This is a genomic window from Streptomyces sp. V1I1, assembly GCF_030817355.1.
In the GTDB taxonomy this organism is placed as follows: domain Bacteria; phylum Actinomycetota; class Actinomycetes; order Streptomycetales; family Streptomycetaceae; genus Streptomyces.
On the sequence record NZ_JAUSZH010000001.1, the window covers coordinates 5,216,498 to 5,238,742 of the forward strand.

Genomic DNA, 22,245 nt, shown 5'->3' on the forward strand with positions numbered 1-22,245 from the left:
CGGCGGGCGCGGCGGCCGCTTGGAGGGTAGTAGTTCACTTTTCACGTCCCCCAATGGCGACCTGCATGGTCTGTTCGGCAGCGGCGGTCTGTTCGGCAGCGGCGCCCTGCCGCTGCTGCGGCACATGGGCCTGAGGATGCCCGGCCGGCGGCTGCCCGCCGTCCTCCCACTCGCCGTCCTCCTGCCTGCCGCGCTTCTTCTTCTCCGCGCGGACGCCGTGCCGCCACGCGACGATGGGAGCCGCCGTGATCAGCAGCGCCAGCGTGGCCCAGGTGATCATCGCCGGATGGTTGTGCCCGAAATAGAAGGAGGAGCCGAGCGATCCGCCGAAGACGAGGATGAAGAAGAGATGGATCCGAAAGGTGCCGAAGAGCGTGTCCGGACTGGACGAGTCGCCCTTGGGGGTCACGACGAACGAGCTCTTGCGGCGCAGTACGGCGTCCATCAGCGAGCGTGCGTAGACCGGCGCGGAGAGCGCGGACATCATCATGCCCGCGAGTCCGCCGGAGCCCTCGGGCTCGTGCGGCGAGACATTGTGGCGGCGGTTCCAGATGTAGAGGCCGATCTGGAGGGCCGAGGCATTGCCGTACAGCATCATCCAGATCACCGGGTCGATCTGCACACCCGAGGCGCCCACGCCCAGGAACAGCGCACAACTCAGCGCTGCCAGGATCCAGTTGAGGGCCGACATCGGGTAGAAGATGATCATCATCGTGTAGTTGAAGAGCTTGCCCGCGGGCAGCGAGTAGAAGCCCTTCCAGTACTGCTTGAGGATCGTCTCGTACGTACCGCGGGACCAGCGCAGCTGCTGGGTGAAGAAGTCGGTCCAGGCGGTCGGGCCCTCGCCGACGGCGAGCACGTCCGGGGTGTAGACCGAGCGCCACTTGTTGCCCGACTCGGGGTTGCGGGCGCGGTGCATCTCGAAGCCCGTCGCCATGTCCTCGGTGATCGAGTCGTACAGGCCGCCGATCTGCTTGATCGCCTTGATCCGTACGGCGTTGGAGGTGCCGACGAACATGGGCGCGCCGTAGCGGTTGCCCGCGCGCTGGATCAGGGCGTGGAAGAGGAACTGCTGCGACTCGGCGGCCTTGGTGACGAACGTGTCGTAATTGCCGTACACCTGCGGCCCGATGACGAAGCCGACATCCGGGTCGCGGAAGTAACCGAGCATCCGCTCCAGGTAGTTGGGCAGCGGGACGTGGTCGGTGTCGACGGAGGCGAAGAAGTCGTAGTCGTCGCCGTGCGCCTGGAGCCAGGCGTTGTAGTTGCCGTGCTTGGTCCTGGCCCTGTGCGCGCCCCTGGCCTGGTTCCAGTGCGGGATGCCTTTGCGGGAGAAGTGGTGGACGCCGAGGCGCGCGCAGACCGCCTTGACGTCGGGGTCGTCGCCCTCGTCGAGCAGCCAGACGTGCATCAGCCCGCGGTGGCGCAGCCTGACGGCCGCCTCCAGGGTCTTGGTCACCATCTCCAGGGGCTCCTTGCCCGGTACGAAGGAGGTGAGGAAGGCGACCTTGGTTCCGGGCTCGGGCACCACCGGGACGGGGTCACGCGCGACCAGCGTCGCGTGCGCGTTCGACAGGACGTTCATCGTGCGGAAGAGCTCGATCAGGCCGATCGAGACGAGCATGACGATGTCGAGGATGAGCAGCGTGTCGTTCTTGAGGTTAGGGTCGCGCTCGGTCCAGTGCTGAGGCTGCATCAGCCAGGCGAACAGGCCCAGTGACACCAGCGGCGCCGCGCTGAGCAGCAGGGCTGCCTGGATGCGGTGCGGCTCCTGCGAGAGCAGCGAGCGATACTGCACGGTGTACGGCTTGGCCGGGTCGGGCTCGGTGAGGGGGCCGGCGAGCCGGCTGTAGTGCTCGTAGTCGTACCGGGACAGCGCCTTCTTGGGGCGCAGCCGGTGGCCGCCGGTGCGCAGATGCGCGGGTATCCGGAGCTGAACCGTTCTGGAAGGGTTGTTGGGCTGCCGGGCGCCGCGTGGTGTCGACGTCATGAGTCATCCCCCCGCACGCATGCTGGCTGCGTGTTATGTGGTCGGTCGGTCCGTCCTGAGCGCGGTCCCCCTGGACCCGCGGCCCTGGACGCATCAGTGGCGGGCCACCATCCCTACAGACATAGAGCAGTCACCTGCCGGTTGCAGCGATACCTGCGGCATCCAAAACACCCCCAACTACGCTTAACGGGTGGCCTATTGGTGGCATTGACCCCCAACAGGTTCTCCGACCCCCGCTGTGACCGCAAGGGTGGAAATGGGTGTGTAATCGGTCAAACAAGCGATTTACGAGACCCTTGCCGAAGGGGTGTGCGGGAGTGCGGGGGTGGGCGGAAATGGCCGCGGGAACGACCAAGGCCCCCTCACCTGTGGTGAGAGGGCCTCGACACTGCGTGCGCCGCCAGGGACTCGAACCCCGGACCCGCTGATTAAGAGTCAGCTGCTCTAACCAACTGAGCTAGCGGCGCCTGCTGACCTGGCGAACTTTACCGGACGGGGAGAAGTGCTCCCGACCATTATCTGATCATTCCGGCCTGTCGGATCCTCTTTTACTACCTTCATACCGTCAAAATATGCCGAGAAGGGACAGTTTGGACATTACTGCGGAGGGTTTACGTATGACCGTGCCGGTATTCGAGGAGTTCGAGCCCGCTGCCGACTGCGACTGCGCCGGGTGCGCCCAGCAGCGACGGGCTCTTGCCGCCGGAGGCCACCCGACGGCGCACGGCTGCCGCCGTGCGCTCGTCCTTTTCACCGCGGCGGGCGTGGTGCTCGGCGGCGGGGGAACGGGTGCGGCGGCCGCGGCCGACATCCCGGCGGGGCACGCGCGCCCGCACGCCATTGCCGACGCGGCCCCCGCCGCACCGAAGGCCGCACCGAAGGCCGCACCGAAGGCCGCACCGAAGGCCGCACCGAAGGCCGCACCGAAGGCCGCACCGAAGGCCGCGCGCACCGCTCCTTCCAAGGCCGGGGTCGCACCCGCGCGCACCGCCGCCGACCCGGAGCCCGCCACCGAGCAGGGCGGCTCCGGGCCGCTGCACGGCGGGACGCTTGGCGGTCCCGCGGGCACGCAGGGCACCGCGCCCGCCAAGCTGCGCAAGATGACCCGGGCCCAGATCATCAACCGCGCCAAGCGATGGCTGACCGCCAAGGTCCCGTACAGCATGGAGAAGTACTGGTCCGACGGGTACCGCCAGGACTGCTCGGGCTATGTCTCGATGGTCTGGAATCTGGCCGACAACGAGTGGACCGGCAGCCTCGCGTCATTCGCCAACAGGATCACGCGCGAGCAGCTGCAGCCCGGCGACATCCTGCTCTTCCACAACCCGGACAATCCGACCAAGGGTTCGCACGTCACGATCTTCGGCGGCTGGACCGACTACACGCACACCTACTACATCGCGTACGAACAGACGAAGCCGCACACCCGCAGGCAGTCCACGCCCATGGGGTACTGGACGAACGCCGACCGGTATGTGCCCTACCGCTACAAGGGCCTCGCCGCGACTTCTACCGACACCGACACCGACACCGATACGGACACCGACACCGACACCGACACGGACACCGACACCGCGATCGCCACCAGCACCGCGACCGCGAGCGGGGCCGCCGCCGTGAGCGGGGCGACGTCCGCCGACGCCTATCCGGGCCTGACCGCCTTCGGCCCCGGGGCGAGCAACACGTACATCACCCAGCTCGCCGAGATGCTCGCCGGGCGCGGCGGCAAGCACTTCTACCCCAACGGGCCCGGGACGCAGTGGGGCGAGTCGGACCGGCGGGCCACCCAGGCTTTCCAGCTCGCCCAGGGCTGGGCAGGCAGGGACGCGGACGGCCTGCCGGGACCTGAGACCTGGCGGCGGCTGGCGAGCAAGCAGGGCAGGAACATCCCGGCCGTGGGCGCGGGCGGCCCCGGCACCACGAGGGCAGCGATGCCGGAGTACCCGGGACGCGGGTTCTTCAGGCCCGGACAGTCCAACGCGTACGTCACCCAGCTCGGCCGGCAGCTGGTGAAGCGCGGCTTCGGCAAGTACTACACATCGAGCCCCGAACCGCGGTGGAGCGAGGAGGACCGGCGCAATGTCGAGGCCTTCCAGCGGGCCCAGGGCTGGAGCGGCGGCATGGCCAATGGCATTCCCGGGCCCGAGACCTGGCGACGGCTCTTTGCCTGAGCTCTTTGCCTGAGCCCCAGGGGGCCGCTGCCATCGACAGCGGCTCCGCCATGGGGCGGACCTCCGCCGAAAGCAGGTCGGCGGGGCCGAACAGACCACTCTTGCGAGGTGAATCGCAGTGAACCCAACTACGTCGGAACCGGAGGGCGGCGTGCCGTCCGACAGCCCGCGGCGCACCCCGGTCATCGCCCAGGAGGTGACGACCGAGATCCCGGTGCACCTCCTCTTCCGTGACGACGACACCCAGCAGATCGACTTGCGCTCCGCCATGGTGGCGCGGCGGCAGGGGACCGGCGAGCAGCCGAAGGTCAAGGCCGGCAGACCCGCGCCGCCGCGCCCTGTCCCGCAGCGGTCCGCCCCCCCGGTCGACCCCGACCTGGCAGAGCGGGCCGCGCCCGCGCTGCCCGGCTGGACCGGGGCGGTCGCCGGGGCTTGCTCGCTCGCCGGGATCGGCGCGCTGCTGTGGGGTTCCGGGGCGCTGCCCGGCCGGGTGACCAGGCTGCTCGGGCTGACCTCATACCCGTACCACGGCATCGGGTTCGGCGTGTGGTGCCTGCTCGCGCTCGGCGTGCTACTGGCACTCTTCGCCCTCGGCGGGCTCGGGCGCGCACAGGTCGGATACGCCTGGGTGCTCACCATCTTCGGCGACTACGGCGGGACTGTGCGGCGTACGGGCCTGGTGTGGATGAGCCCGCTGGTGCTGCGCCGCCGGGTCGATGTACGGCTGCGGCACTGGCGAAGCAATCCGATGCCCGCGGTCGACGCGAACGGCACCGCGCTGCGCGTCGTCGTGCTCGTGGTGTGGCGGGTCCAGGACACCGCACTGGCGGCGCTCGGCGTCGAGGATCACGAGCGCTATCTGACCGAGCAGGTCGAGTCGGCGGTGGCGCGGGTGCTCTCGCAGCTGACGGCCGACGTGCTTCACGAGGACGCTCCCTCTGCGTCCGCCGAAGGGGCCCCCACGCTGCGCAACGCCGAGGCGGTCGGCGACGCGCTGACCCGGATGCTGTCGGCGGAGTGCGTGCCGGCGGGGATCGAGGTCTTCTCGGCGCAGCCGACGGGGATCGAGTACGCGCCGGAGGTGGCGGCCGCGATGCAGCGCCGGCGGTTCGCGGCGATCGATGCCAAGCACCAGGACAGCGTGCTCACTTCGGTGGTGGACGCGGTGGACGACACGGTGAACAGGCTGACCGCGCGCGGGCTCGTCGAGCTCGACGCCTATGAGCGCAACGCTCTGGTCAAGGACCTCACCGTCGCCTTCTACAACGGGCGCTCCGGGGCGGTGGAGGGTTAGCGATTGGTCTGGACATGATGAACGCACGTCAATACATTGGGACTTGGTCTAGACCGGAACAAGCACTCTCGTACAACACGCACGCGTGCGGCACGGCTCACAGAACACCCCCACGTTCTCCTGGAGCGAAGCATGCGCAAGAAGATAAGTGCGGCCGTGGTCGGCCTCGTCGTGGCGGGCACCACCGTGCTCGCCAGCGGCAGCGCCAGCAGCCACGGCTACACCGAGTCCCCCATCAGCCGCCAGAAGCTCTGTGCCAACGGTACGGTCACCAACTGCGGCCCCATCCAATGGGAACCGCAGAGCGTCGAGGGCCCGAAGGGGTTCCCGGGCGCGGGTCCCGCAGACGGAAGGATCTGCGCGGGCGGCCTCGGCCAGTTCGCGCAGCTCGACGATCCGCGCGGCGGGGCATGGCCCACCACCAAGGTCTCGTCCGGCCAGAACTACACGTTCCGCTGGCGGTTCACCGCCAGGCACCGGACGACCGACTTCAAGTACTTCATCACCAAGAGCGGGTGGAACTCCAACCAGCCGCTGACCAGGGCGGCGCTCGAGTCGCAGCCGTTCCTGACCGTCCCCTACGGCGGCAACCAGCCGCCGGAAACCCTCTCTCACTCCGGTAATCTCCCGCAGCGCTCGGGGAGGCATCTGATCCTGGCGGTGTGGACCGTGCACGACACGGGGAACGCCTTCTACGCCTGCTCGGACGTTCAGTTCTGACAGTTAGTCAGTTACCGTGCGGCTCCCGCGCGGCGGCTTTGGCCGGGGCCGCCGTGGCGGGCATCAACCCGCTCCGGCGCGGGACCGAGCCGGCCCGCGACATCCTGCACATCGACTGCCGGGTGCCCCCGGGCGCGGCCCAGGGGTAGGGCTGGGCATACCCCCCGTCCGCCCGCAGGGCCCATGGTCGTGGGCGCGCGTCGGCGCCTACCGTTGGCGCATGACCGCCGCCCACAGCCCCTGGCAGGCCCTGACCAGGGGCGACTTTCTGCGCAGTGCCTGGCCATGGCGTTCGGGCGGGTATCTGGTGACCAGCGCGCTCACCGGCGTTCCGGCTCTTCTCGCGCTCGTCGTGCTTGTGGCGTTCTCGCTCGTCCTCGTCGGGCTGCCGCTGCTGATCCTCGCGGGCGTCGCCCTCGCCGTCGTCGAGCGGCGCAGGCTGCGGATCGTCGACGCCGGGCCCGCGCCCAGCCCGCACCGCACTCCCGCGGAACCCGGTCTCGGCGCCTGGGTGCGGCTGCGGCTCAGTGAGCAGGCGACCTGGCGGGAGCTCGCGTACGGGCTCCTGCACGCGCTCGTCCTGTGGCCGCTCGACCTGGTCGCCGTCTTCGTCGCCATCGGGCTGCCCGTCGCGATGGCCGCCGCGCCCGTGCAGCTCGCGCTCGACGGTGAGGAGGCGCGGGTCGCCAAGGCTTTCCTTGTCACGTCGTACCCGCAGGCGTTGGCGGCGGCCGCGGCCGGGCTCGTACTCCTTGCCGTACTCCTCCATCCGCTCGCCGCGCTGGCCGGAGCACGGGCGCAGCTCACCCGGCTGCTGCTCGCGCCCAGCGAGGGCGAGCTGCGCGACCGGCTGAGCGAGGTGACCCGGTCCAGGGCCCGGCTGGTCGCTGCATTCGAGGCCGAACGGCGGCGTATCGAAAGGGACTTGCACGACGGTGCGCAGCAGCGGCTCGTCGCCCTGACGATGACCCTCGGGCTCGCCCGCCTCGACGCGCCCGCCGGGCCGTTCGCCGACCGCATCGCGGCCGCGCACGATGAGGCTGGTCAGGTCCTCACCGAGCTGCGCCGGCTCATCCACGGCATCCATCCGCAGGTGCTCGCCGACTACGGGCTCGGCCCCGCGCTCGCCGACGCCGCCGACCGCTCGGCCCTGCCCGTGGACGCCGACGTCGAGCTGCCGCGGCTCGACCAGTCCGTCGAGACCGCGGCGTACTTCGCGGTCTGCGAGGCACTCGCCAACGCCGCCAAGCACAGCGGCGCGGACCGGGCGCGGCTCACCGCCCGCCGACTGCGCGGGGTGCTGGAGATCGAAGTGCGGGACGACGGCCGCGGCGGCGCGGCCGCGGCCAAGGGCAGCGGGCTTGTCGGCCTCGGCGACCGTATCGCCGTCCTCGATGGCACACTGACGATCACCAGCCCGCCGGGCGGGCCGACCGTGCTGCGTGTGGAGATCCCGTGCGAACCGAGAGAGAGCGAACCGACCGGCCCCTGCGAGTAGTTCTGGCCGAGGACAGCGTCCTCCTGCGCGAGGGCCTGATCGGCCTGCTGGCCCGGTTCGGCCACGAGACCGTCGCGGCGGTCGGCGACGCGGACGCACTGCGGGACGCGGTCACGGAGCACGACCCGGACATCGTGGTCACCGACGTTCGCATGCCGCCCGGCTTCCAGGACGAGGGCCTGCGCGCCGCCCTCGCCCTGCGCGCCGAGCGCCCGTCGCTGCCCCTGCTGGTGCTCAGCCAGTACGTCCAGCGCTCGTACGCCGCCGAACTGCTCGACGCGGGCGACGGCGCCGGCGTCGGCTACCTCCTCAAGGACCGGGTCGGCCAGATCGAGGAGTTCCTGGACGCGATCGCCCGGGTCGCCGCGGGCGGCACGGTCGTCGACCCCGAGGTCGTACGGCAGCTGCTGCGCCGCCGCCGCGACCCGCTCGCCGCGCTGACCCCGCGCGAGCGCGAAGTCCTCGCCCTGGTGGCGGAGGGCCGGTCGAACGCGGCGATCGCCCGTGCGCTCGTGGTCACCGAGGCGGCCGTCGGCAAACACATCGGGAACATCCTCGGCAAGCTCGACCTGCCGCCCGCCGAGGACACCCACCGCAGGGTGCTCGCGGTGCTGGCCTTCCTCCGCGCCTAGGGTGCCTCCGCGCCCAGTGTGCGTGGAGGCGGTGCAGTGGAGACGGCCCGGGCGTCTGGGCGCACGAAAAAGCCCCCCGCTCTCGCGAGGGGCTTTTCCCGTCTGTGCGCCGCCAGGGACTCGAACCCCGGACCCGCTGATTAAGAGTCAGCTGCTCTAACCAACTGAGCTAGCGGCGCCTGCTGACTCGAAAATACTACCTGGTCCGCAGGGGTGCTCGTGACACCGCCGCCGCCCGGCTAGATCGCCAGCGACAGCACCACCGGCGCCGCCTTGCGGTTCAGCGTGTCCGCCGCCGCGCGCAGCCGGTGGGCATGCTCGATCGGGAGCGAGAGTGCCAGGCACCCCACCGCCGAGCCCGCCGTCAGCGGGACCGCGGCGCAGACCGTGCCCACCGCGTACTCCTGGAGGTCCAGGATCGGGACCGTCGGGGGCTGGCTGTCCAGCTTCGAGAAGAGCAGCTTCTCGCTGGTGATCGTCCGCGATGTGAGTCGGGCGATCTTGTGGCGCGAGAGATGATCGCGGCGGCCGTTGACGTCCAGCTGGGTCAGCAGGCATTTGCCGACCGCGCTCGCGTGCGCGGCCGAGCGGAAGTCGACCCACTCGTTGACCTTGGGAGCGCGTGGACCGTCGGCGTACTGCGTGATCTTGACCTCGCCGTCGATGTACCGGCTTATGTAGACCGCAGCCCCGACCGAGTCCCGTAGCTCGGTGAGCGTCTCCTGGATCTTCGCCTCCAGCGCCTGCTGGCGGGTGACCCCTGAGCCGAGGAGTATCAGGGAGTCGCCGATCACATAGGCGCCGTCCGCGACCTGCTCCACATAGCCCTCGCGGCGGAGCATCGCCAGCATGGGGGCCAGGTGGCCGGTCGGCAGACCTGTCTCGCGTGCGACCTGGACATCGGTGACACCGTCACCGTGCTTCGAGACCGTCTCCAGGACGCGCAAGACGTATTGCACCGAGTGGAACGGCGCGGTCGGCTCGGGCTTCAGCGCCACGGTTTCCCCCTAGCAGGTTGTGACCGCAAGCTTTCGTACCACGATAGCGGCCAAGAGCCGTTTCGGGGGCGGCTGTTGGCGAGTTTCATGCTGCGCCCCAGCCTTATGGGCTGGGGCTCAGCACCCTGGCATATGCCACAGTCACACCTATTTATCGGAGTGAATGGTCAGAGCACCGCGCCGAGAAACTCGCGGGTACGATCATGCTCCGGCTCCGAGAAGATTTTTTCCGGCGATCCGGACTCGATGACCTTTCCGGCGTCGAACATCAGCACCTCGTCCGAGATGTCCCGGGCGAAATTCATCTCGTGCGTCACACACAGCATGGTGATGTCGGTGGAGCGGGCGATGTCCCGCAGCACGTCCAGCACACCCGCGACCAGCTCAGGGTCGAGCGCCGATGTGACCTCGTCGAGGAGCAGCACCTGCGGCCGCATCGCCAGCGCCCGCGCGATCGCCACCCGCTGCTGCTGGCCGCCCGACAGCTGGGTCGGCTTCGCGTCGCAGCGGTCGCCGAGGCCCACCAGGTCGAGCAGCTCCTTCGCGCGCTCCTCCGCCTCGTCCTTGGACATGCCGAGCACCCTCACCGGCGCCTCGGTGATGTTCCGCAGGGCGGTCATGTTGGGGAACAGGTTGAACTGCTGGAAGACCATGCCGATTTGTTTGCGCGCCTCGCGGCGCTCCTTCTCGGCGGCTGGAAACAGCCGGTTTCCGTTCACCTGGATCGTGCCCTCTTCGGGCGATTCCAGAGTCATCAGCAGCCGCAGGATCGTGGTCTTGCCGGAGCCGGACGGGCCGATCAGCGTCACATGCTTTCCGGGCTGTACGGAAAAACAGAGGTCGTCCAGCACGGTGTTGTCGCCGAAGCGCTTCGTCACATTCTCGAAGCGGATCAGTTCCTTGGACATGTCGGGAGAAGTGTCGGGGCGGGTGTCAGCGGACAAGGCGGCGCTCCAAGGTTCGTACGAGAAGAGAAGCCGGGTAGGCGATGAGGATGAAGGCGATGCCGATCACGGTCAGCGGCTCGGTGTACTGGAACGTCGACGCGCTCTCCAGCCGCGACTGCTGCAGCATCTCCAGTACGCCGATCGCGGCGAGAAGCGGTGTGTCCTTCAGCATCGCGATGACGTAGTTGCCCAGTGCCGGCGTGATGCGCCGGATCGCCTGCGGCAGGATCACCGCGAACCAGGTGCGGTGGGCGGGCAGGCTCAGCGCCGTCGCCGCCTCCCACTGACCGGCCGGCACGGCTTCGATGCCGGCCCGGTAGACCTGTGCGGTGTACGTCGAGTAGTGCAGCCCGATCGCGATCGTGCCGGTGGTCAGCGCCGAGAACTGCACGCCCCACTCCGGCAGTACGAAGAAGAGGAAGAAGAGCTGCACCAGCAGCGGCGTGGTGCGGATGAACTCCGTGACGAGGTTCACCGGCCACCGTACGAAACGGGTCGGCGCCCTGAATCCGATCGCCCAGACCAGGCCGAGCGTGAAGGAGATCAGCGAGCCGAGCACCAGGATCTGCAGCGTGATGAGCACGCCGTCCCAGAAGCGCGGCATGAAGTCCGCGACCGCGGACCAGTCCCAGTTCACTTCGCGCCACCTCCGGAGATCGCGACGCCGATATTGCTCTTGGCCTTCTTCTCGAAAGCCTTCATGGAGCGCGTGATGCCGAACGCGAGCACGAAGTAGATGACCAGGCTGATGGTGTAGATCTGCGCGCTCTCCTGCGTCGCGAGCCGCACCAGGTACGCCGCGAAGGAGACGTCGCCCACGCCCAGCAGCGACACCAGCGCCGTGCCCTTGAGCAGCTCGACCAGCAGATTGCAGAACGGCGGGAGCATCTCCGGTACCGCCTGCGGCAGCAGGATCAGCCGCATCCGCTGCCACGGCGTGAAGCTGAGCGCGACCCCCGCCTCACGCTGCGCCGGAGCCACCGAGTTCAGCGCGCCGCGCACGATCTCCGCGCCGTACGCACCGTAGGACAGGCCCAGTGCCAGCACTGCCGCCCACATCGGGACCAGCTGCCAGCCCAGCAGCGGCGGCAGCACGAAGAACAGCCAGAACATCAGGATCAGCGCGGACGTGCCGCGGAAGATCTCGGTGTAGAAGCCCGCCAGGAAGCGGACGAACCGCGAGCGGTGGGTGCGGGCCATGCCGACCGCGAAGGCGACGACGCCGGCCAGCGCCGCGCTGTACACCAGCAGTTGGACGGTGATCCAGATGCCCGGGAGCACCCAGTTCTGCCAGAGTCCGGCTGTCATCGGCACAGCTCCTTGGCAGTGAGCGTGGTCATCTCGTTCTTGGTGAAGCCGAACGGCCGCAGTATGCGGAAGAGTTCGCCGCTCTTCTTCATCTTGTGGATCTCGACGTTGAAGGCGTCGCGCAGCTCGGTGTCGGTGGGGCGGAAGGCGAAGCCACCGCCGTCGATCTTCTTCTCGCCGTCGACGACGGCCGCGAACGGCTCGGTCGCCTCCGCCTTCCGGCTCTTCTTGACCACCTCGCGGGTGGTCAGCGCGGTGCCCGCGAAGACGTCGACCCTGCCCGACTCGACCGCGTTCAGCCCAGCCACCTGGTCCTGGAGGATGACGATGTCCTTCTCCGGGAAGCCGGCGGCGACGGCGTATTCGATCTCCGCATAGCCGGTGCCGGTGGCGAACTTCGCCTTCGCCTTCACCACGTCCTCATAGGTGTGCAGATTCTTGGGATTGCCCTTGCGCACGATGAAAGCGTCGAGCATCTGGTACTCGGGGTCGGCGAAGATGACCTGCTCGCAGCGCTCCTTGTTGATGTACATCCCGGCCGAGACGACGTCGAACTGCTCGGAGTTCAGCCCGGGTATGAGAGAGGCGAAGTCGGTGGCGACCGGCTGGACGTTGTCGATCCCCAGCCGCTTGAAGATCACCCTGGCCAGCTCCGGAGCCTCACCGGTGAACTCGCCCTGGTCGTCTACATAGCCGTAGGGCACCTCGCCCGCGATGCCCAGGCGCACCGTGCGCTGGGACTTGAGCCGGGCCAGGGCATCACCCGACGGCACCCGGCTGCAGCCGGCCGCGCCCGCGGCGCCGAGCGCGCCGGCGGCAGCGGTGCCAAGCAGCACTGTGCGTCTGCGAATCGATCCTGTCAGTGGTGTTCGAGCCATGGCCGCGCGGCTACCCGCGTCCACGCGGGGTATGCGTACGAAATGGCCGACCGATACATGACCGTTGCCCTTGAGAAGCGCGGTGTGCGGTGCACCGCGAAACTCCTCACCGACAAGGCCCCGCTGACCTGCGCGGCCGTGTGGGACGCGCTGCCGCTCGCCGGGGACGTCTACCACGCGAAGTATGCCCGTAATGAGATTTATGCACTTTTTCCGGCGTTCGCGGAGCAGGAACCGCCGCTGGAGAACCCGACGGTGACCCCCATTCCGGGCGATCTATGCTATTTCACCTTCTCGGACGTGCAGTTGGGCACGGCGTCGTACGGGTACGGCGAGCAGGCCGCCCATCACGGCCGGACCACCGTCGTCGACCTCGCCCTCTTCTACGAGCGCAACAACCTGCTGCTCAACGGCGACACCGGCTGGGTCCCGGGCATCGTCTGGGGCACCGTGGTCGACGGCCTCGACCGGATGGCCGAGGCCTGCCAGGACCTGTGGCGGGCGGGCGCGCTTGGGGAGACGCTGTCATTCCGCCGAGCGTAGGAGCTGGGGCTCCGCCCCAGACCGCGCGCCTCAATCGCCGGCGGGGCTTATTTTGAGCCCGTCCGGCGATTGAGGACACGCGCGAAGCGCGTTCGGGGTCCGGGGCGGAGCCCCGGGCTTACCGGGGCGCGAGCGTAGGCGCGGGAATCGTCGCCGCGCCCGACTCGTACAGCGCATGCGCCGCCCGCAGCACCAGCGCGTCCGCGTGGCGCGCGCCGATCAGCTGGACGCCGACCGGCAGCCCGTCCTCGTCCACCCCGCACGGCACCGTCGCGGCGGGCTGCTGGGTCAAGTTGAAGGGGTACGTGAACGGCGTCCACCCCGTCCAGCGGCGGTGCCCCGAGTGCGCCGGGGCCTCCACCCCCGCCTCGAACGCGGTGATCGGCAGCGTCGGGGTGACCAGCAGGTCGTACGACGTGTGGAAGCGGCCCATCCGCCGGCCGAGGTCCATCCGGACGTCCACGGCCGCCAGATACTCCAGCGCACTGTGCCGCGCCCCGGCCTCGGCGATCTCCCGCAGTCCCGGGTCCAGTGCCTCGCGCTGCCGGGGCCCGAGATGCTGTAGCACCCGGGCCGCGCCGCTGAACCACAGGGTGTGGAAGGCCTCCACCGGGTCGGCGATGTCGGGGTCGCATTCCTCGATGTACGCACCGAGGCCCGCCAGCGCCGTTACCGCCCGCCGTACCGCGGACGCGACCGCCGGGCGCACCGCCACCTGTCCGCCGAAGGACGGCGAATAGGCGATCCGCAGCCCCTTCACCCCGTCCGCGAGGGTGCCGCGGACTCCGTCCGCGGGTCCAAGGTGCGACCAGTCCCGCCAGTCCTCACCGCTGATCACATCGAGCATCAGCGCGGCGTCCGCGGCGTCCTTCGTCATCGGGCCCGCGTGCGAGAGCGTCCCGAACGGGCTCGACGGATACAGCGGCACGCGTCCGTACGTCGGCTTCAACCCGAAGATCCCGCAGAAGGACGCGGGAATACGGACCGAGCCGCCGCCGTCCGTGCCGATCGACAGCGGACCCGCGCCGAGCGCCACCGCCACCGCGCTGCCGCCGCTGGAGCCGCCCGCCGTGCGAGTGATGTCGTACGGATTGGCCGTCACCCCGTGCCGCGGTGAGTCGGTGACGCCCTTCCAGCCGAACTCGGGGGTCGTCGTCTTGCCGAGGAAGACCGCGCCGTGTGCGCGCAGCCGCCCCACGGACGGCGCGTCCTGGTCCCAACTCCCCTCCGCGGAAACGGACATGGAGCCGCGCAGGGTCGGGCCGCCGCGCTGCAGCAGCAGGTCCTTCACGGTGACCGGCACCCCGTCGAGCAGCCCCTGCGGCTCTCCTCTGCGCCACCGCTCGGCGGACGCCTGGGCCTGGGCCAGTGCCTGCTCGGCATCCACCCGGACGAAGGCGTTCACCAGGGGCTGCACCACTTCGATCCTCTCCAGCGCGGCGCGGGTCGCGTCGACGGGGGAGAAGTCGCCCTTCTCGTAGCCGGTGAGCAGTTGGCGTGCGGTGAGGTCAGTCAGCTCAGACGTCATGCATGGGGACGTACCCACGTTTCTTGTCGACAACGTTCGGGAACGGCTTTCCGGCCTCCCACAGTTCGTACAACTCCACGAACTGCTCGCCGAGCCGGTCGCGCCAGCCGACCGTGTCGCCGCTCATGTGCGGGGAGACGATCAGCCCGGGCACGTCCCAAAGCGGGCTGTCGGGCACGAGCGGCTCGGAGCTGAAGACATCGAGGGCCGCGCCCGCGATCCACCTTTTGTTGAGCGCGGCAACGAGATCGTCCTCGACGACCAGCGGGCCGCGCCCCACATTGATGAACCGGGCCGAGGGCTGCATCAGACCGAAGCGCCGCGCGTCGAACATTCCGCGCGTCGCATCGGTGAGCGGCGCGGCGCACACCACCCAGTCGGCGCGGGCGAGCAGCGGATCGAGGTCCTGCGCGCCATGGATGCCGGGCCGCTCGGTGCGGCCCACGACCGCCACGGTGACGCCGAGGGCCTCCAGCGTGCCGGCCACGGTCCGGCCGATCGGGCCCGCGCCCACCACCGCCGCCCGGGTGCCCGCCACCCGCAGGCCCTCGCGGTGGCGCCAGCGCCGCTGCCGCTGGAGCTCCAGGGTGCCGGGCAGGTCCTTCGCCATGGCAAGGACCAGACCGGCGACGTACTCGGCGATCGGCTCCTCGAAGACCCCCCGGGCGTTGGTGACCACCGTGTCGGAAGCGATCAGCTCGGGGCAGAGCAGCCGGTCGACCCCCGCGCTCGGGGTGTGCACCCAGCGCGGGCGCGGCCCTTCGCCCGGCCAGGCGGCACGCACCGCCTCGGAGAGGAAGTCCCACACCAGCAGGACGTCTGCGTACGGGAGTCGGGCGGCGAGCGTCTGCTCGTCGGCGTACTGGACGCGGACCCGTCCGGTCAGCCGCCCGAGACGGGGCGCCGGGTCTGCTGCCAGCACGAGAAGAGTGGGTTCGGACATCAAGCGGAAGCCGTTTCGTAACGTCTGACATGTACGGATTGACCACGCTCGCACCCGAACCTACCGTCGTCAACAACACGTATAGGGGGCCTGCGATGGATGTCTCCTTCCTCGGTGGACCACAGCCCCAGCGCGGTGTCGGGGTGGTCGCTCCGTTCGATTTCGCCCTGGACCGTGAGCTGTGGCGCTGGGTCCCCGACGATGTATCGCTGCGCCTGACCCGTACGCCCTATGTGCCCGTCGAGGTCTCCCTCGACCTCGCCCGCCTGGTGAGCGAGCACGAGACGCTGCGCGAGGCGGTCCAGGCGCTAACCGTGTCCGAGCCCGAGGTGGTCGCGTACGCCTGCACGTCGGGCAGTTTCGTCGGCGGTCTCGCCGGTGAGCGGGCCATGTGCGAGGCGCTGAGCTCGGCGGGGGAAGTCGAATCGCTGACCACCTCCGGCGCCCTGCTCGAAGCACTCGAGGAGCTGGGCGCCGGTCGTATCGCCCTGGTCACGCCCTATACGGAGTCGGTGACCCAGGCGCTGGAGGTGTATCTGGGAGAAGCTGGGGTAACGGTCACGGGCCGCGCCTTTCTGGGGCTGACCCGGCACATCTGGAAGGTGCCGTACCGGTCGGTGGTGGACATGGCGCGGCAGGCGGTGGTGGGCGCGGCCGACGCGCTCTTCATCAGCTGCACCAACCTGCCGACGTACGACGCGATCCCGCAGCTGGAGGCCGAACTGAGGATGCCGGTGCTCTCCGCGAACCAGGTGACGATGTGGGCCGCGCTGCGCCGGATCGGGGTGCACGCGGTCGGTCCGTACCAGGCGCTCCTGCTGGACCCCGAGCCGACAGCCGAGCAGACGACCGCGCCGACGACCGAGCCCGAAGAACAGGAAGGCTGGACATGACGACAGTCGGACTTCTCTACCCCGGGCACTCCGCCGAGGACGACTACCCCCGGTTCGAGGTGCTGCTCGACAGCGACATCAGACTGCCCGTCGTCCACACCGACATCGGCGAGGACGCCCACCGCGTCGACGCGCTGCTGCGGATGGGCTCGGCGGAGCGGCTCGCCGCGGGTGTGGAGGAGCTCCGGCTGGAGGGCGCGGAGTCGGTGGTGTGGGCGTGCACCAGCGGAAGCTTCGTCTACGGCTGGGAGGGCGCGCGCGAGCAGATCCGCTCGCTGGCGCTGGCCGCGGGGCTGCCGGCGTCGAGCACGTCGTTCGCCTTCGTGCATGCGGTACGGGCGCTGGGCGCCCAGCGCGTCGCGGTCGCCGCGACCTACCCGGAGGACGTCACGGCCCTCTTCACCGCCTTCCTCAAGGCGTCCGGGGCCGAGGTGGTCTCCGACCGGGCGAGCGGGATCGTCACCGCGGCCGAGGTCGGCACCTGGGGCCGGGACGAGGTGCTGGAACTGGCGAGGGCGGGCGACCACCCCGACGCGGAGGTGGTGCTGCTGCCGGACACAGCCCTGCACACCGCGGCGTACCTCCGTGACCTGGAGGACCTGCTGGGCAAGCCGGTCCTCACGGCGAACCAGGTGACGGTGTGGGAGGGGCTGCGGCTGGCGGAGCGCAAGGCGTGGGTGTTCGGGCCGAAGCTCGGCACGCTGTTCGCGAAGCCGGATGAGTCCCGACTGCAGTGACCGGGCGGGAATAAAGCGGAGAGGCCCTCCTGTTAGCTCTTGCTGTACGTATTTCATGCGCAGGAGGGCTGCACCGGTGGACGACGCGATTCAGGGTGACGCGATTCGGCGTGACGCGATTCGAGGCACGGCGAACGGAACGGCTCCGGTGCCCCTGTCCGTACTCGACCTGGTGACGGTCGGCGTCGGCCGCACCGCTACCGACGCCCTGCGCACCAGCGTGGACATCGCGCGGCTCGCCGAGAGCCGCGGCTTCAACCGCCACTGGGTCGCCGAGCACCACTCGATGCCGGGCGTCGCCTCCTCGTCCCCGGCCGTGATCCTCGCCCACCTCGCCGCCCACACCGAGCGCATCCGCCTCGGCTCGGGCGGCGTGATGCTCCCGAACCACGCGCCGCTCGTCATCGCCGAGCAGTTCGGCACGCTGGAGGCGCTCGCGCCGGGCCGCGTCGACCTGGGCCTCGGGCGGGCGCCCGGCACCGACGGCCCGACCGCCGCGGCCCTGCGGCGCACAGACCACCTGAACGAGGGCGCCGACGACTTTCCGCAGCAACTCGCCGAGCTGACCCGCTTCCTGGACGACGACTTCCCGGACGGGCATCCGTACTCCCGCATACACGCGGTGCCAGGACCGGTTCAGGGCCCCTCCGCCCGTCCGCCGATCTGGCTGCTCGGCTCCTCCGGCTTCAGCGCCCGGCTGGCCGGCGTGCTCGGACTGCCCTTCGCCTTCGCCCACCACTTCTCGGCGCACAACACCATCCCGGCGCTCGACCTGTACCGCGAGTCCTTCCGGCCGTCCGCGGTACTGGACGCCCCGTACGCGCTGATCGGTGTCTCGGCCCTTGCCTCGGACGACGAGAAGGAGGCCCGCCGCCAGGTCCTGACCGGCGCACTGTCCATGGTCCGGCTGCGTACCGGCCGTCCCGGGCTGATCCCCACGCCCGATGAGGCGGCAGCGTACGAATTCAGCCCCATGGAGCGGGAGTTCGTGGACAGCTGGCTGACGAACGTCGTCCACGGCACTCCGGACGAGGTGCGGACGGGACTTGACGACCTCCAGAAGCGCACCGGCGCGGACGAGTTGATGATCACGGCGAATGCGCACGGCGGGGATGCGCGGCTGCGCTCCTACGAACTGATCGCGGACGCCTACGACTTGCCGGGGTCCGAGTAAAACCTGGGTTTCGCGGGCGGAGTGGTTCACTGCTGAACTGTCCGTCCCCAGGCCCTTAATGGGGCCTTAAACCGCTCGTCACCGTTGGTGGCGAGCGGTTCTGCGTGCGGGGTGCGGGTGCCTGACAAGCGATTTCTCGCCAAAATTGGTCTAGTCCTCAATTTGGTTCAGGCCATTGACGCGGTGGTGGCCTGATCGCTATCTCTTCTCCAACTCGCGTTCGCATTCCTGTTCCAGGTCCCGTTCCGCACATCCCCCCGGAGGCTGTCCCGTGCGCTCCCGCAGACCCTTGCTCGCGGCCCTGACGACCGCGGCCCTCGCCGCAGGCGTCCTGGCCGGTTTGGTAGGCCCAGGCACCGCCGACGAGGCGGCCGGCGACGACGTCACGACCGCCGCCGCGTCCACCGGCGGGGTGAAAATCGCGTACTACGACCAGTGGAGCGTGTACGGCAACGCCTTCTACCCCAAGCATCTGGACACCCGGGGCATCGCGGCCAAGCTCGACGTCCTCAACTACTCGTTCGGCAACATCCACCCGACCGAGCTGACCTGCTTCGAGGCGAACAAGGCCGCGGGCGACGATGCCAACCCCAACGCCGGTGACGGCGCGGGCGATGCGTACGCCGACTACCAGAAGTCCTTCGCGGCGGCGGACAGCGTCGACGGTGTCGCCGACACCTGGAACCAGCCGATCGTGGGGGTCTTCAACCAGTTCAAGGAGCTGAAGGCCAAGCACCCCAAGCTGAAGATCAATATCTCGCTGGGCGGCTGGACGTACTCCAAGTACTTCCACGACGCGGCCAAGACGGACGCGAGCCGCAAGAAGCTGGTCGCCTCCTGCGTCAAGCAGTACATCGCGGGCGACCTGCCGGTCGAGGGCGGCTACGGCGGCCCCGGCGCCGCCGCCGGGATCTTCGACGGCATCGACATCGACTGGGAGTACCCGGGCTCGGAGGGCGGCCACCTCGGCAACCACTACGGACCCGAGGACAAGGCCAACTTCACTCTCCTGCTTGCGGAGTTCCGTAAGCAGCTGGACGAGTACGGCGCGGCGCACGGCGGCAAGAAGTACCTGCTGACGTCGGCGCTCCCGGCCGGCCAGGACAAGATCAAGCACATCGAGACGGACAAGATCGGCGCGTACCTCGACTACGCGAACATCATGACGTACGACATGCACGGCGCCTGGGACGCGGACGGCCCGACGTACCACCAGTCGCCGTTGTACTCGCCGGCCTCCGACCCGACGGACCCCATCGCGCCCGGCACACAGAAGTACTCGATCGACAACGCCATCGACTCCTGGCTCGACGGGAACGCGGCGTACGGCATCGCGGGCGGCTTCCCGGCGAACAAACTGACGCTGGGGTACGAGTTCTACTACCGCGGCTGGAAGGGCGTCCCGGCCGGCGCGAAGAACGGCCTCGCGCAGTCCGCGACCGGCGCATCGGGCGCACGACCGGTGAGCCAGCAGGCGGGCATCGCGCACTACAAGGAGCTCGGCGGGGTCGTCGACAACGCGGCGACGACGTTCTGGGACGACGAGGCCAAGGCGGCGTACTTCTACAAGGACGGGGAGTTCTTCACCGGCCTCGACAAGCGCGCGATCCAGGCGCGGGCGGACTACGGGCACAGCCGGGGCCTGGCGGGCGCGATGATGTACTCGCTGCTCGGCCTGGACGCGAACACGACACTGTTCAACGACATCGTGACGGCGGTCGGCGGCTCCCCGACCCCGGACCCCTCCCCCTCGGACCCGACCCCGTCGCCCTCCAGCCCGACCCCGACTCCGTCCCCCTCTGACCCGTCGGCGGGCTGCACGGCCGCGGCCTGGTCCAGCACCCCGGCGTACACCGGCGGCGCGCAGGTCTCCCACAAGGGCCACCTCTGGAAGGCGAAGTGGTGGACCCAGGGCGAAGAGCCGGGCACGACGGGCGAATGGGGCGTCTGGCAGGACCTGGGCGCCTGCTGAGCCGCTGACCCCCGACCCCCCACAGGCCGCCGCCCCCGCCCGGAACGTCCTTCCGGCCGGGGGCGGTCGGCGTCCCACCCGGTCGCCCGGATCCGGGCGTCAGACCGGGCGTCAGACCGACAGCGCGCCGACGCCGATCAGTTCCGCGATCTGCTCCGGCGCCACCGCCCGCGAGTAGAGCCAGCCCTGGCCCGTGTCACAGCCGATCCGCCGCAGTCGCGACGCCTGGCCCGCCGTTTCCACGCATTCCGCCGTGACCGTCAGGCCCAGCCGGTGCGCCAGTTGCACCATCGCCTCGACGATCGTCTCGTCCGCCGGGTTCGGATGCGCCTCGTCCTGGAAGCCGCGGACAAACGATCCGTCGAGCTTCAGTACGGATACCGGCAGCCGGCTCAGATACGCCAGGTTCGAGTACCCCGTCCCGAAGTCGTCGATCGCGATCTGCACGCCCATGTCGCTCAGCGCCTGCAACGCCTGGAGCGGGCGGCCCGCCGAGCCCATCACCGCCGACTCCGTCAGCTCCAGCTGCAGCAGATGCGGCGCGAGTCCCGTCTCCGCCAGGATCCCCGCCACGTCCGCCACCAGGTCGGAGTCCCAGACCTGGCGTACGGCGACATTGACGCTCACGAACAGCGGCGGCGCGTCAGGGTGGTCCTTCTGCCACTGGCGGGCCTGGAGGCACGCCGTACGCAGCACCCACCGCCCGAGCTGGACGATCGAGCCGTCCTCCTCCGCGATGCCGATGAACCGATTCGGCGCGAGCGTGCCGAACTGCGGGTGGTTCCAGCGCACCAGCGCCTCCACGCCCCGAGTCACCCCGTCCGCCATCCCCACCAGCGGCTGGTACTCCAGCGTGAACTCCCCGCGCTCCACGGCCGGACGGAGCGTCGAGGACAGCGCCTGACGGGTCATCCGGTGCGCGTTGCGCTCGGGGTCGAAGAGCGTCCAGCGGGCCTTGCCGTCCGCCTTCGCCCAGTACAGCGTCGTGTCCGCGGCCTGCATCAGCCCGGTGGCATTCGTCCCGGACACAGTCCGTTCCACCACCCCGATCGACGCCGAGACCGAAAGACGCTGACCGGCCAGGTCGAACGGCTGCTGCAGCGCGGCAAGTACGGACTTGGCGAGATCGGCGAGCTGCTCCGTACTGGTGGAGTCCTCGACCAGGATCGCGAACTCGTCGCCGCCGAGCCGCGCCACCAGGTGCCCGCCGCTGCACGTGTATCCGTAGCTGTCCGCGCACTCGGTGAGCCGCGAGGCGACCGCGGCCAGCAGCCGGTCGCCGAGCCGGTGCCCGAGCGTGTCGTTGACCGCCTTGAAGCCGTCGAGGTCGAGATAGCAGAGGCCGATCCGGCCGGTCGAGCCGTGGTCGTACGCCGATGACTCGAGCGCCGTCGACAATCGCTCGAAGAACAGCGTGCGGTTGGGGAGCCGGGTCACCGGGTCGTGCATCTGGAGATGGCGCAGCCGGGCGTGCAGCTCGCGCCGGTCGCTGATGTCCGCGATGGAGAGCAGCACATTGCGGCTGTCGGGCACCGGCGCGACGGTCACCTCCGCCCACAGCGTGCGCCCGTCCGGGTGCTTGAGGCGGCGCGCACAGCGGAACCGGGACCGGCGGCCGCGCAGCACTTCGCGGTACGCGTGCCAGGTGCGACGGTCCGATGCGAGGTCGACGAGGTCCGCCGCGAACTGTTCCCGCAGGGTCTCGGGTTCGGTGCCCAGCAGCGCGGCGAGGGCCGCGTTGGCGGTGACCACGAGGCCCTCGTGGTCGACGACCGCCATCGCGAGGTGCGCAACGTTGAACGCGGCCCGGTAGTCGCGCAGTTCGGCGGTGGTCCGGCCGAAGCGGTTACGCTCTGTGATCGAAAGCCCGGTTTTTCTGGGGTCGGCTGCGACTCCCGCGGGCCCTGTTCCTTCGGAGGTTCCGCTCACCGCTCGCTCCCGCAGTGCAGTCGTGTCGTACAGGGTCGTACCGATGTGATCAGCAAGAAATCCGGCAAGAAGCCCGGCAGTAAAGGGAAG

19 protein-coding genes and 2 tRNA genes are annotated in these 22,245 nt (G+C 69.7%); 10 read left to right on the forward strand and 11 right to left on the reverse strand.

Annotated features, from left to right (window positions below; all coding sequences use genetic code 11):
* Positions 1-34: 34 nt before the first annotated feature.
* Both QFZ67_RS24530 and QFZ67_RS24535 read right to left on the reverse strand, forming a co-directional pair.
* Positions 35-1,990 (reverse strand): cellulose synthase catalytic subunit, encoded by a 1,956-nt coding sequence (locus QFZ67_RS24530; RefSeq protein ID WP_307663225.1) that lies wholly within the window; start codon positions 1,988-1,990, stop codon positions 35-37.
* A gap of 393 nt (positions 1,991-2,383) precedes the next feature.
* Positions 2,384-2,457, reverse strand: a tRNA-Lys gene (locus QFZ67_RS24535).
* Between the two features lie 150 nt (positions 2,458-2,607).
* Between QFZ67_RS24535 and QFZ67_RS24540 the strand changes: the two genes are divergently transcribed.
* The 5 genes from QFZ67_RS24540 to QFZ67_RS24560 all read left to right on the forward strand — a co-directional run bounded on the left by QFZ67_RS24540 (position 2,608) and on the right by QFZ67_RS24560 (position 8,305).
* On the forward strand, positions 2,608-4,161 hold the full coding sequence (locus QFZ67_RS24540; RefSeq protein ID WP_307663226.1) for a peptidoglycan-binding protein: 1,554 nt from the start codon (positions 2,608-2,610) through the stop codon (positions 4,159-4,161).
* 151 nt (positions 4,162-4,312) lie between these two features.
* Entirely contained in the window at positions 4,313-5,455 is a 1,143-nt protein-coding gene (locus tag QFZ67_RS24545; protein WP_307663227.1) for an SPFH domain-containing protein, read from the forward strand.
* Positions 5,456-5,587: 132 nt separating this feature from the next.
* The gene (locus QFZ67_RS24550) at positions 5,588-6,175 is read left to right on the forward strand and encodes a lytic polysaccharide monooxygenase (RefSeq protein ID WP_307663228.1); all 588 of its coding nucleotides are present in this window, start codon (positions 5,588-5,590) and stop codon (positions 6,173-6,175) included.
* Between the two features lie 220 nt (positions 6,176-6,395).
* Positions 6,396-7,673 carry a sensor histidine kinase gene (locus QFZ67_RS24555; protein WP_307663229.1) on the forward strand — a complete coding sequence of 426 codons (1,278 nt, stop codon included), beginning with the start codon at positions 6,396-6,398 and terminating at the stop codon, positions 7,671-7,673.
* Positions 7,631-8,305 carry a response regulator transcription factor gene (locus QFZ67_RS24560; protein ID WP_307663230.1) on the forward strand — a complete coding sequence of 225 codons (675 nt, stop codon included), beginning with the start codon at positions 7,631-7,633 and terminating at the stop codon, positions 8,303-8,305. The genes QFZ67_RS24555 and QFZ67_RS24560 overlap by 43 nt, the downstream gene beginning before the upstream one ends.
* Before the next feature lie 105 nt (positions 8,306-8,410).
* Here the strand turns inward: QFZ67_RS24560 and QFZ67_RS24565 are convergent.
* The 6 genes from QFZ67_RS24565 to ehuB form a co-directional block, all read right to left on the reverse strand.
* Positions 8,411-8,484 (reverse strand) — tRNA-Lys (locus tag QFZ67_RS24565).
* Between the two features lie 60 nt (positions 8,485-8,544).
* Entirely contained in the window at positions 8,545-9,303 is a 759-nt protein-coding gene (locus QFZ67_RS24570; protein ID WP_307663231.1) for an IclR family transcriptional regulator, read from the reverse strand.
* Positions 9,304-9,470: 167 nt separating this feature from the next.
* Positions 9,471-10,211 carry an ectoine/hydroxyectoine ABC transporter ATP-binding protein EhuA gene (ehuA, locus tag QFZ67_RS24575; RefSeq protein WP_307665951.1) on the reverse strand — a complete coding sequence of 247 codons (741 nt, stop codon included), beginning with the start codon at positions 10,209-10,211 and terminating at the stop codon, positions 9,471-9,473.
* Positions 10,212-10,236: 25 nt separating this feature from the next.
* Positions 10,237-10,887: an ectoine/hydroxyectoine ABC transporter permease subunit EhuD gene (ehuD, locus tag QFZ67_RS24580; RefSeq protein WP_307663232.1), complete on the reverse strand. Its 651-nt coding sequence runs from the start codon at positions 10,885-10,887 to the stop codon at positions 10,237-10,239.
* Entirely contained in the window at positions 10,884-11,558 is a 675-nt protein-coding gene (gene ehuC / locus QFZ67_RS24585) for an ectoine/hydroxyectoine ABC transporter permease subunit EhuC (RefSeq protein WP_307663233.1), read from the reverse strand. Before ehuC ends, ehuD begins: the two co-directional genes overlap by 4 nt.
* Positions 11,555-12,436 (reverse strand): ectoine/hydroxyectoine ABC transporter substrate-binding protein EhuB, encoded by an 882-nt coding sequence (gene ehuB, locus QFZ67_RS24590; protein ID WP_307663234.1) that lies wholly within the window; start codon positions 12,434-12,436, stop codon positions 11,555-11,557. The genes ehuC and ehuB overlap by 4 nt, the downstream gene beginning before the upstream one ends.
* Before the next feature lie 42 nt (positions 12,437-12,478).
* Between ehuB and QFZ67_RS24595 the strand changes: the two genes are divergently transcribed.
* Complete coding sequence (locus QFZ67_RS24595) at positions 12,479-12,979, forward strand: DUF3830 family protein (protein WP_307663235.1); 501 nt, start codon at positions 12,479-12,481, stop codon at positions 12,977-12,979.
* Positions 12,980-13,097: 118 nt separating this feature from the next.
* Here QFZ67_RS24595 and QFZ67_RS24600 read toward each other — a convergent pair whose 3' ends face one another.
* Both QFZ67_RS24600 and QFZ67_RS24605 read right to left on the reverse strand, forming a co-directional pair.
* Entirely contained in the window at positions 13,098-14,507 is a 1,410-nt protein-coding gene (locus QFZ67_RS24600) for an amidase (RefSeq protein WP_307663236.1), read from the reverse strand.
* Entirely contained in the window at positions 14,497-15,450 is a 954-nt protein-coding gene (locus QFZ67_RS24605) for a D-2-hydroxyacid dehydrogenase (protein WP_307663237.1), read from the reverse strand. Before QFZ67_RS24605 ends, QFZ67_RS24600 begins: the two co-directional genes overlap by 11 nt.
* Positions 15,451-15,545: 95 nt before the next feature.
* Between QFZ67_RS24605 and QFZ67_RS24610 the strand changes: the two genes are divergently transcribed.
* The 4 genes from QFZ67_RS24610 to QFZ67_RS24625 all read left to right on the forward strand — a co-directional run bounded on the left by QFZ67_RS24610 (position 15,546) and on the right by QFZ67_RS24625 (position 20,226).
* The gene (locus QFZ67_RS24610; RefSeq protein ID WP_307663238.1) at positions 15,546-16,343 is read left to right on the forward strand and encodes a decarboxylase; all 798 of its coding nucleotides are present in this window, start codon (positions 15,546-15,548) and stop codon (positions 16,341-16,343) included.
* A complete protein-coding gene (locus QFZ67_RS24615) occupies positions 16,340-17,080 on the forward strand; it encodes a decarboxylase (RefSeq protein WP_307663239.1) in 741 nt (246 codons plus the stop codon). The genes QFZ67_RS24610 and QFZ67_RS24615 overlap by 4 nt, the downstream gene beginning before the upstream one ends.
* Before the next feature lie 55 nt (positions 17,081-17,135).
* The gene (locus tag QFZ67_RS24620) at positions 17,136-18,254 is read left to right on the forward strand and encodes an LLM class flavin-dependent oxidoreductase (protein WP_307663240.1); all 1,119 of its coding nucleotides are present in this window, start codon (positions 17,136-17,138) and stop codon (positions 18,252-18,254) included.
* 271 nt (positions 18,255-18,525) lie between these two features.
* Positions 18,526-20,226 (forward strand): glycosyl hydrolase family 18 protein, encoded by a 1,701-nt coding sequence (locus tag QFZ67_RS24625; RefSeq protein WP_307663241.1) that lies wholly within the window; start codon positions 18,526-18,528, stop codon positions 20,224-20,226.
* Positions 20,227-20,337: 111 nt separating this feature from the next.
* Here QFZ67_RS24625 and QFZ67_RS24630 read toward each other — a convergent pair whose 3' ends face one another.
* Positions 20,338-22,155, reverse strand: coding sequence for a bifunctional diguanylate cyclase/phosphodiesterase (locus QFZ67_RS24630; RefSeq protein ID WP_307663242.1), 1,818 nt, complete (start codon positions 22,153-22,155; stop codon positions 20,338-20,340).
* Between the last annotated feature and the right edge of the window lie 90 nt (positions 22,156-22,245).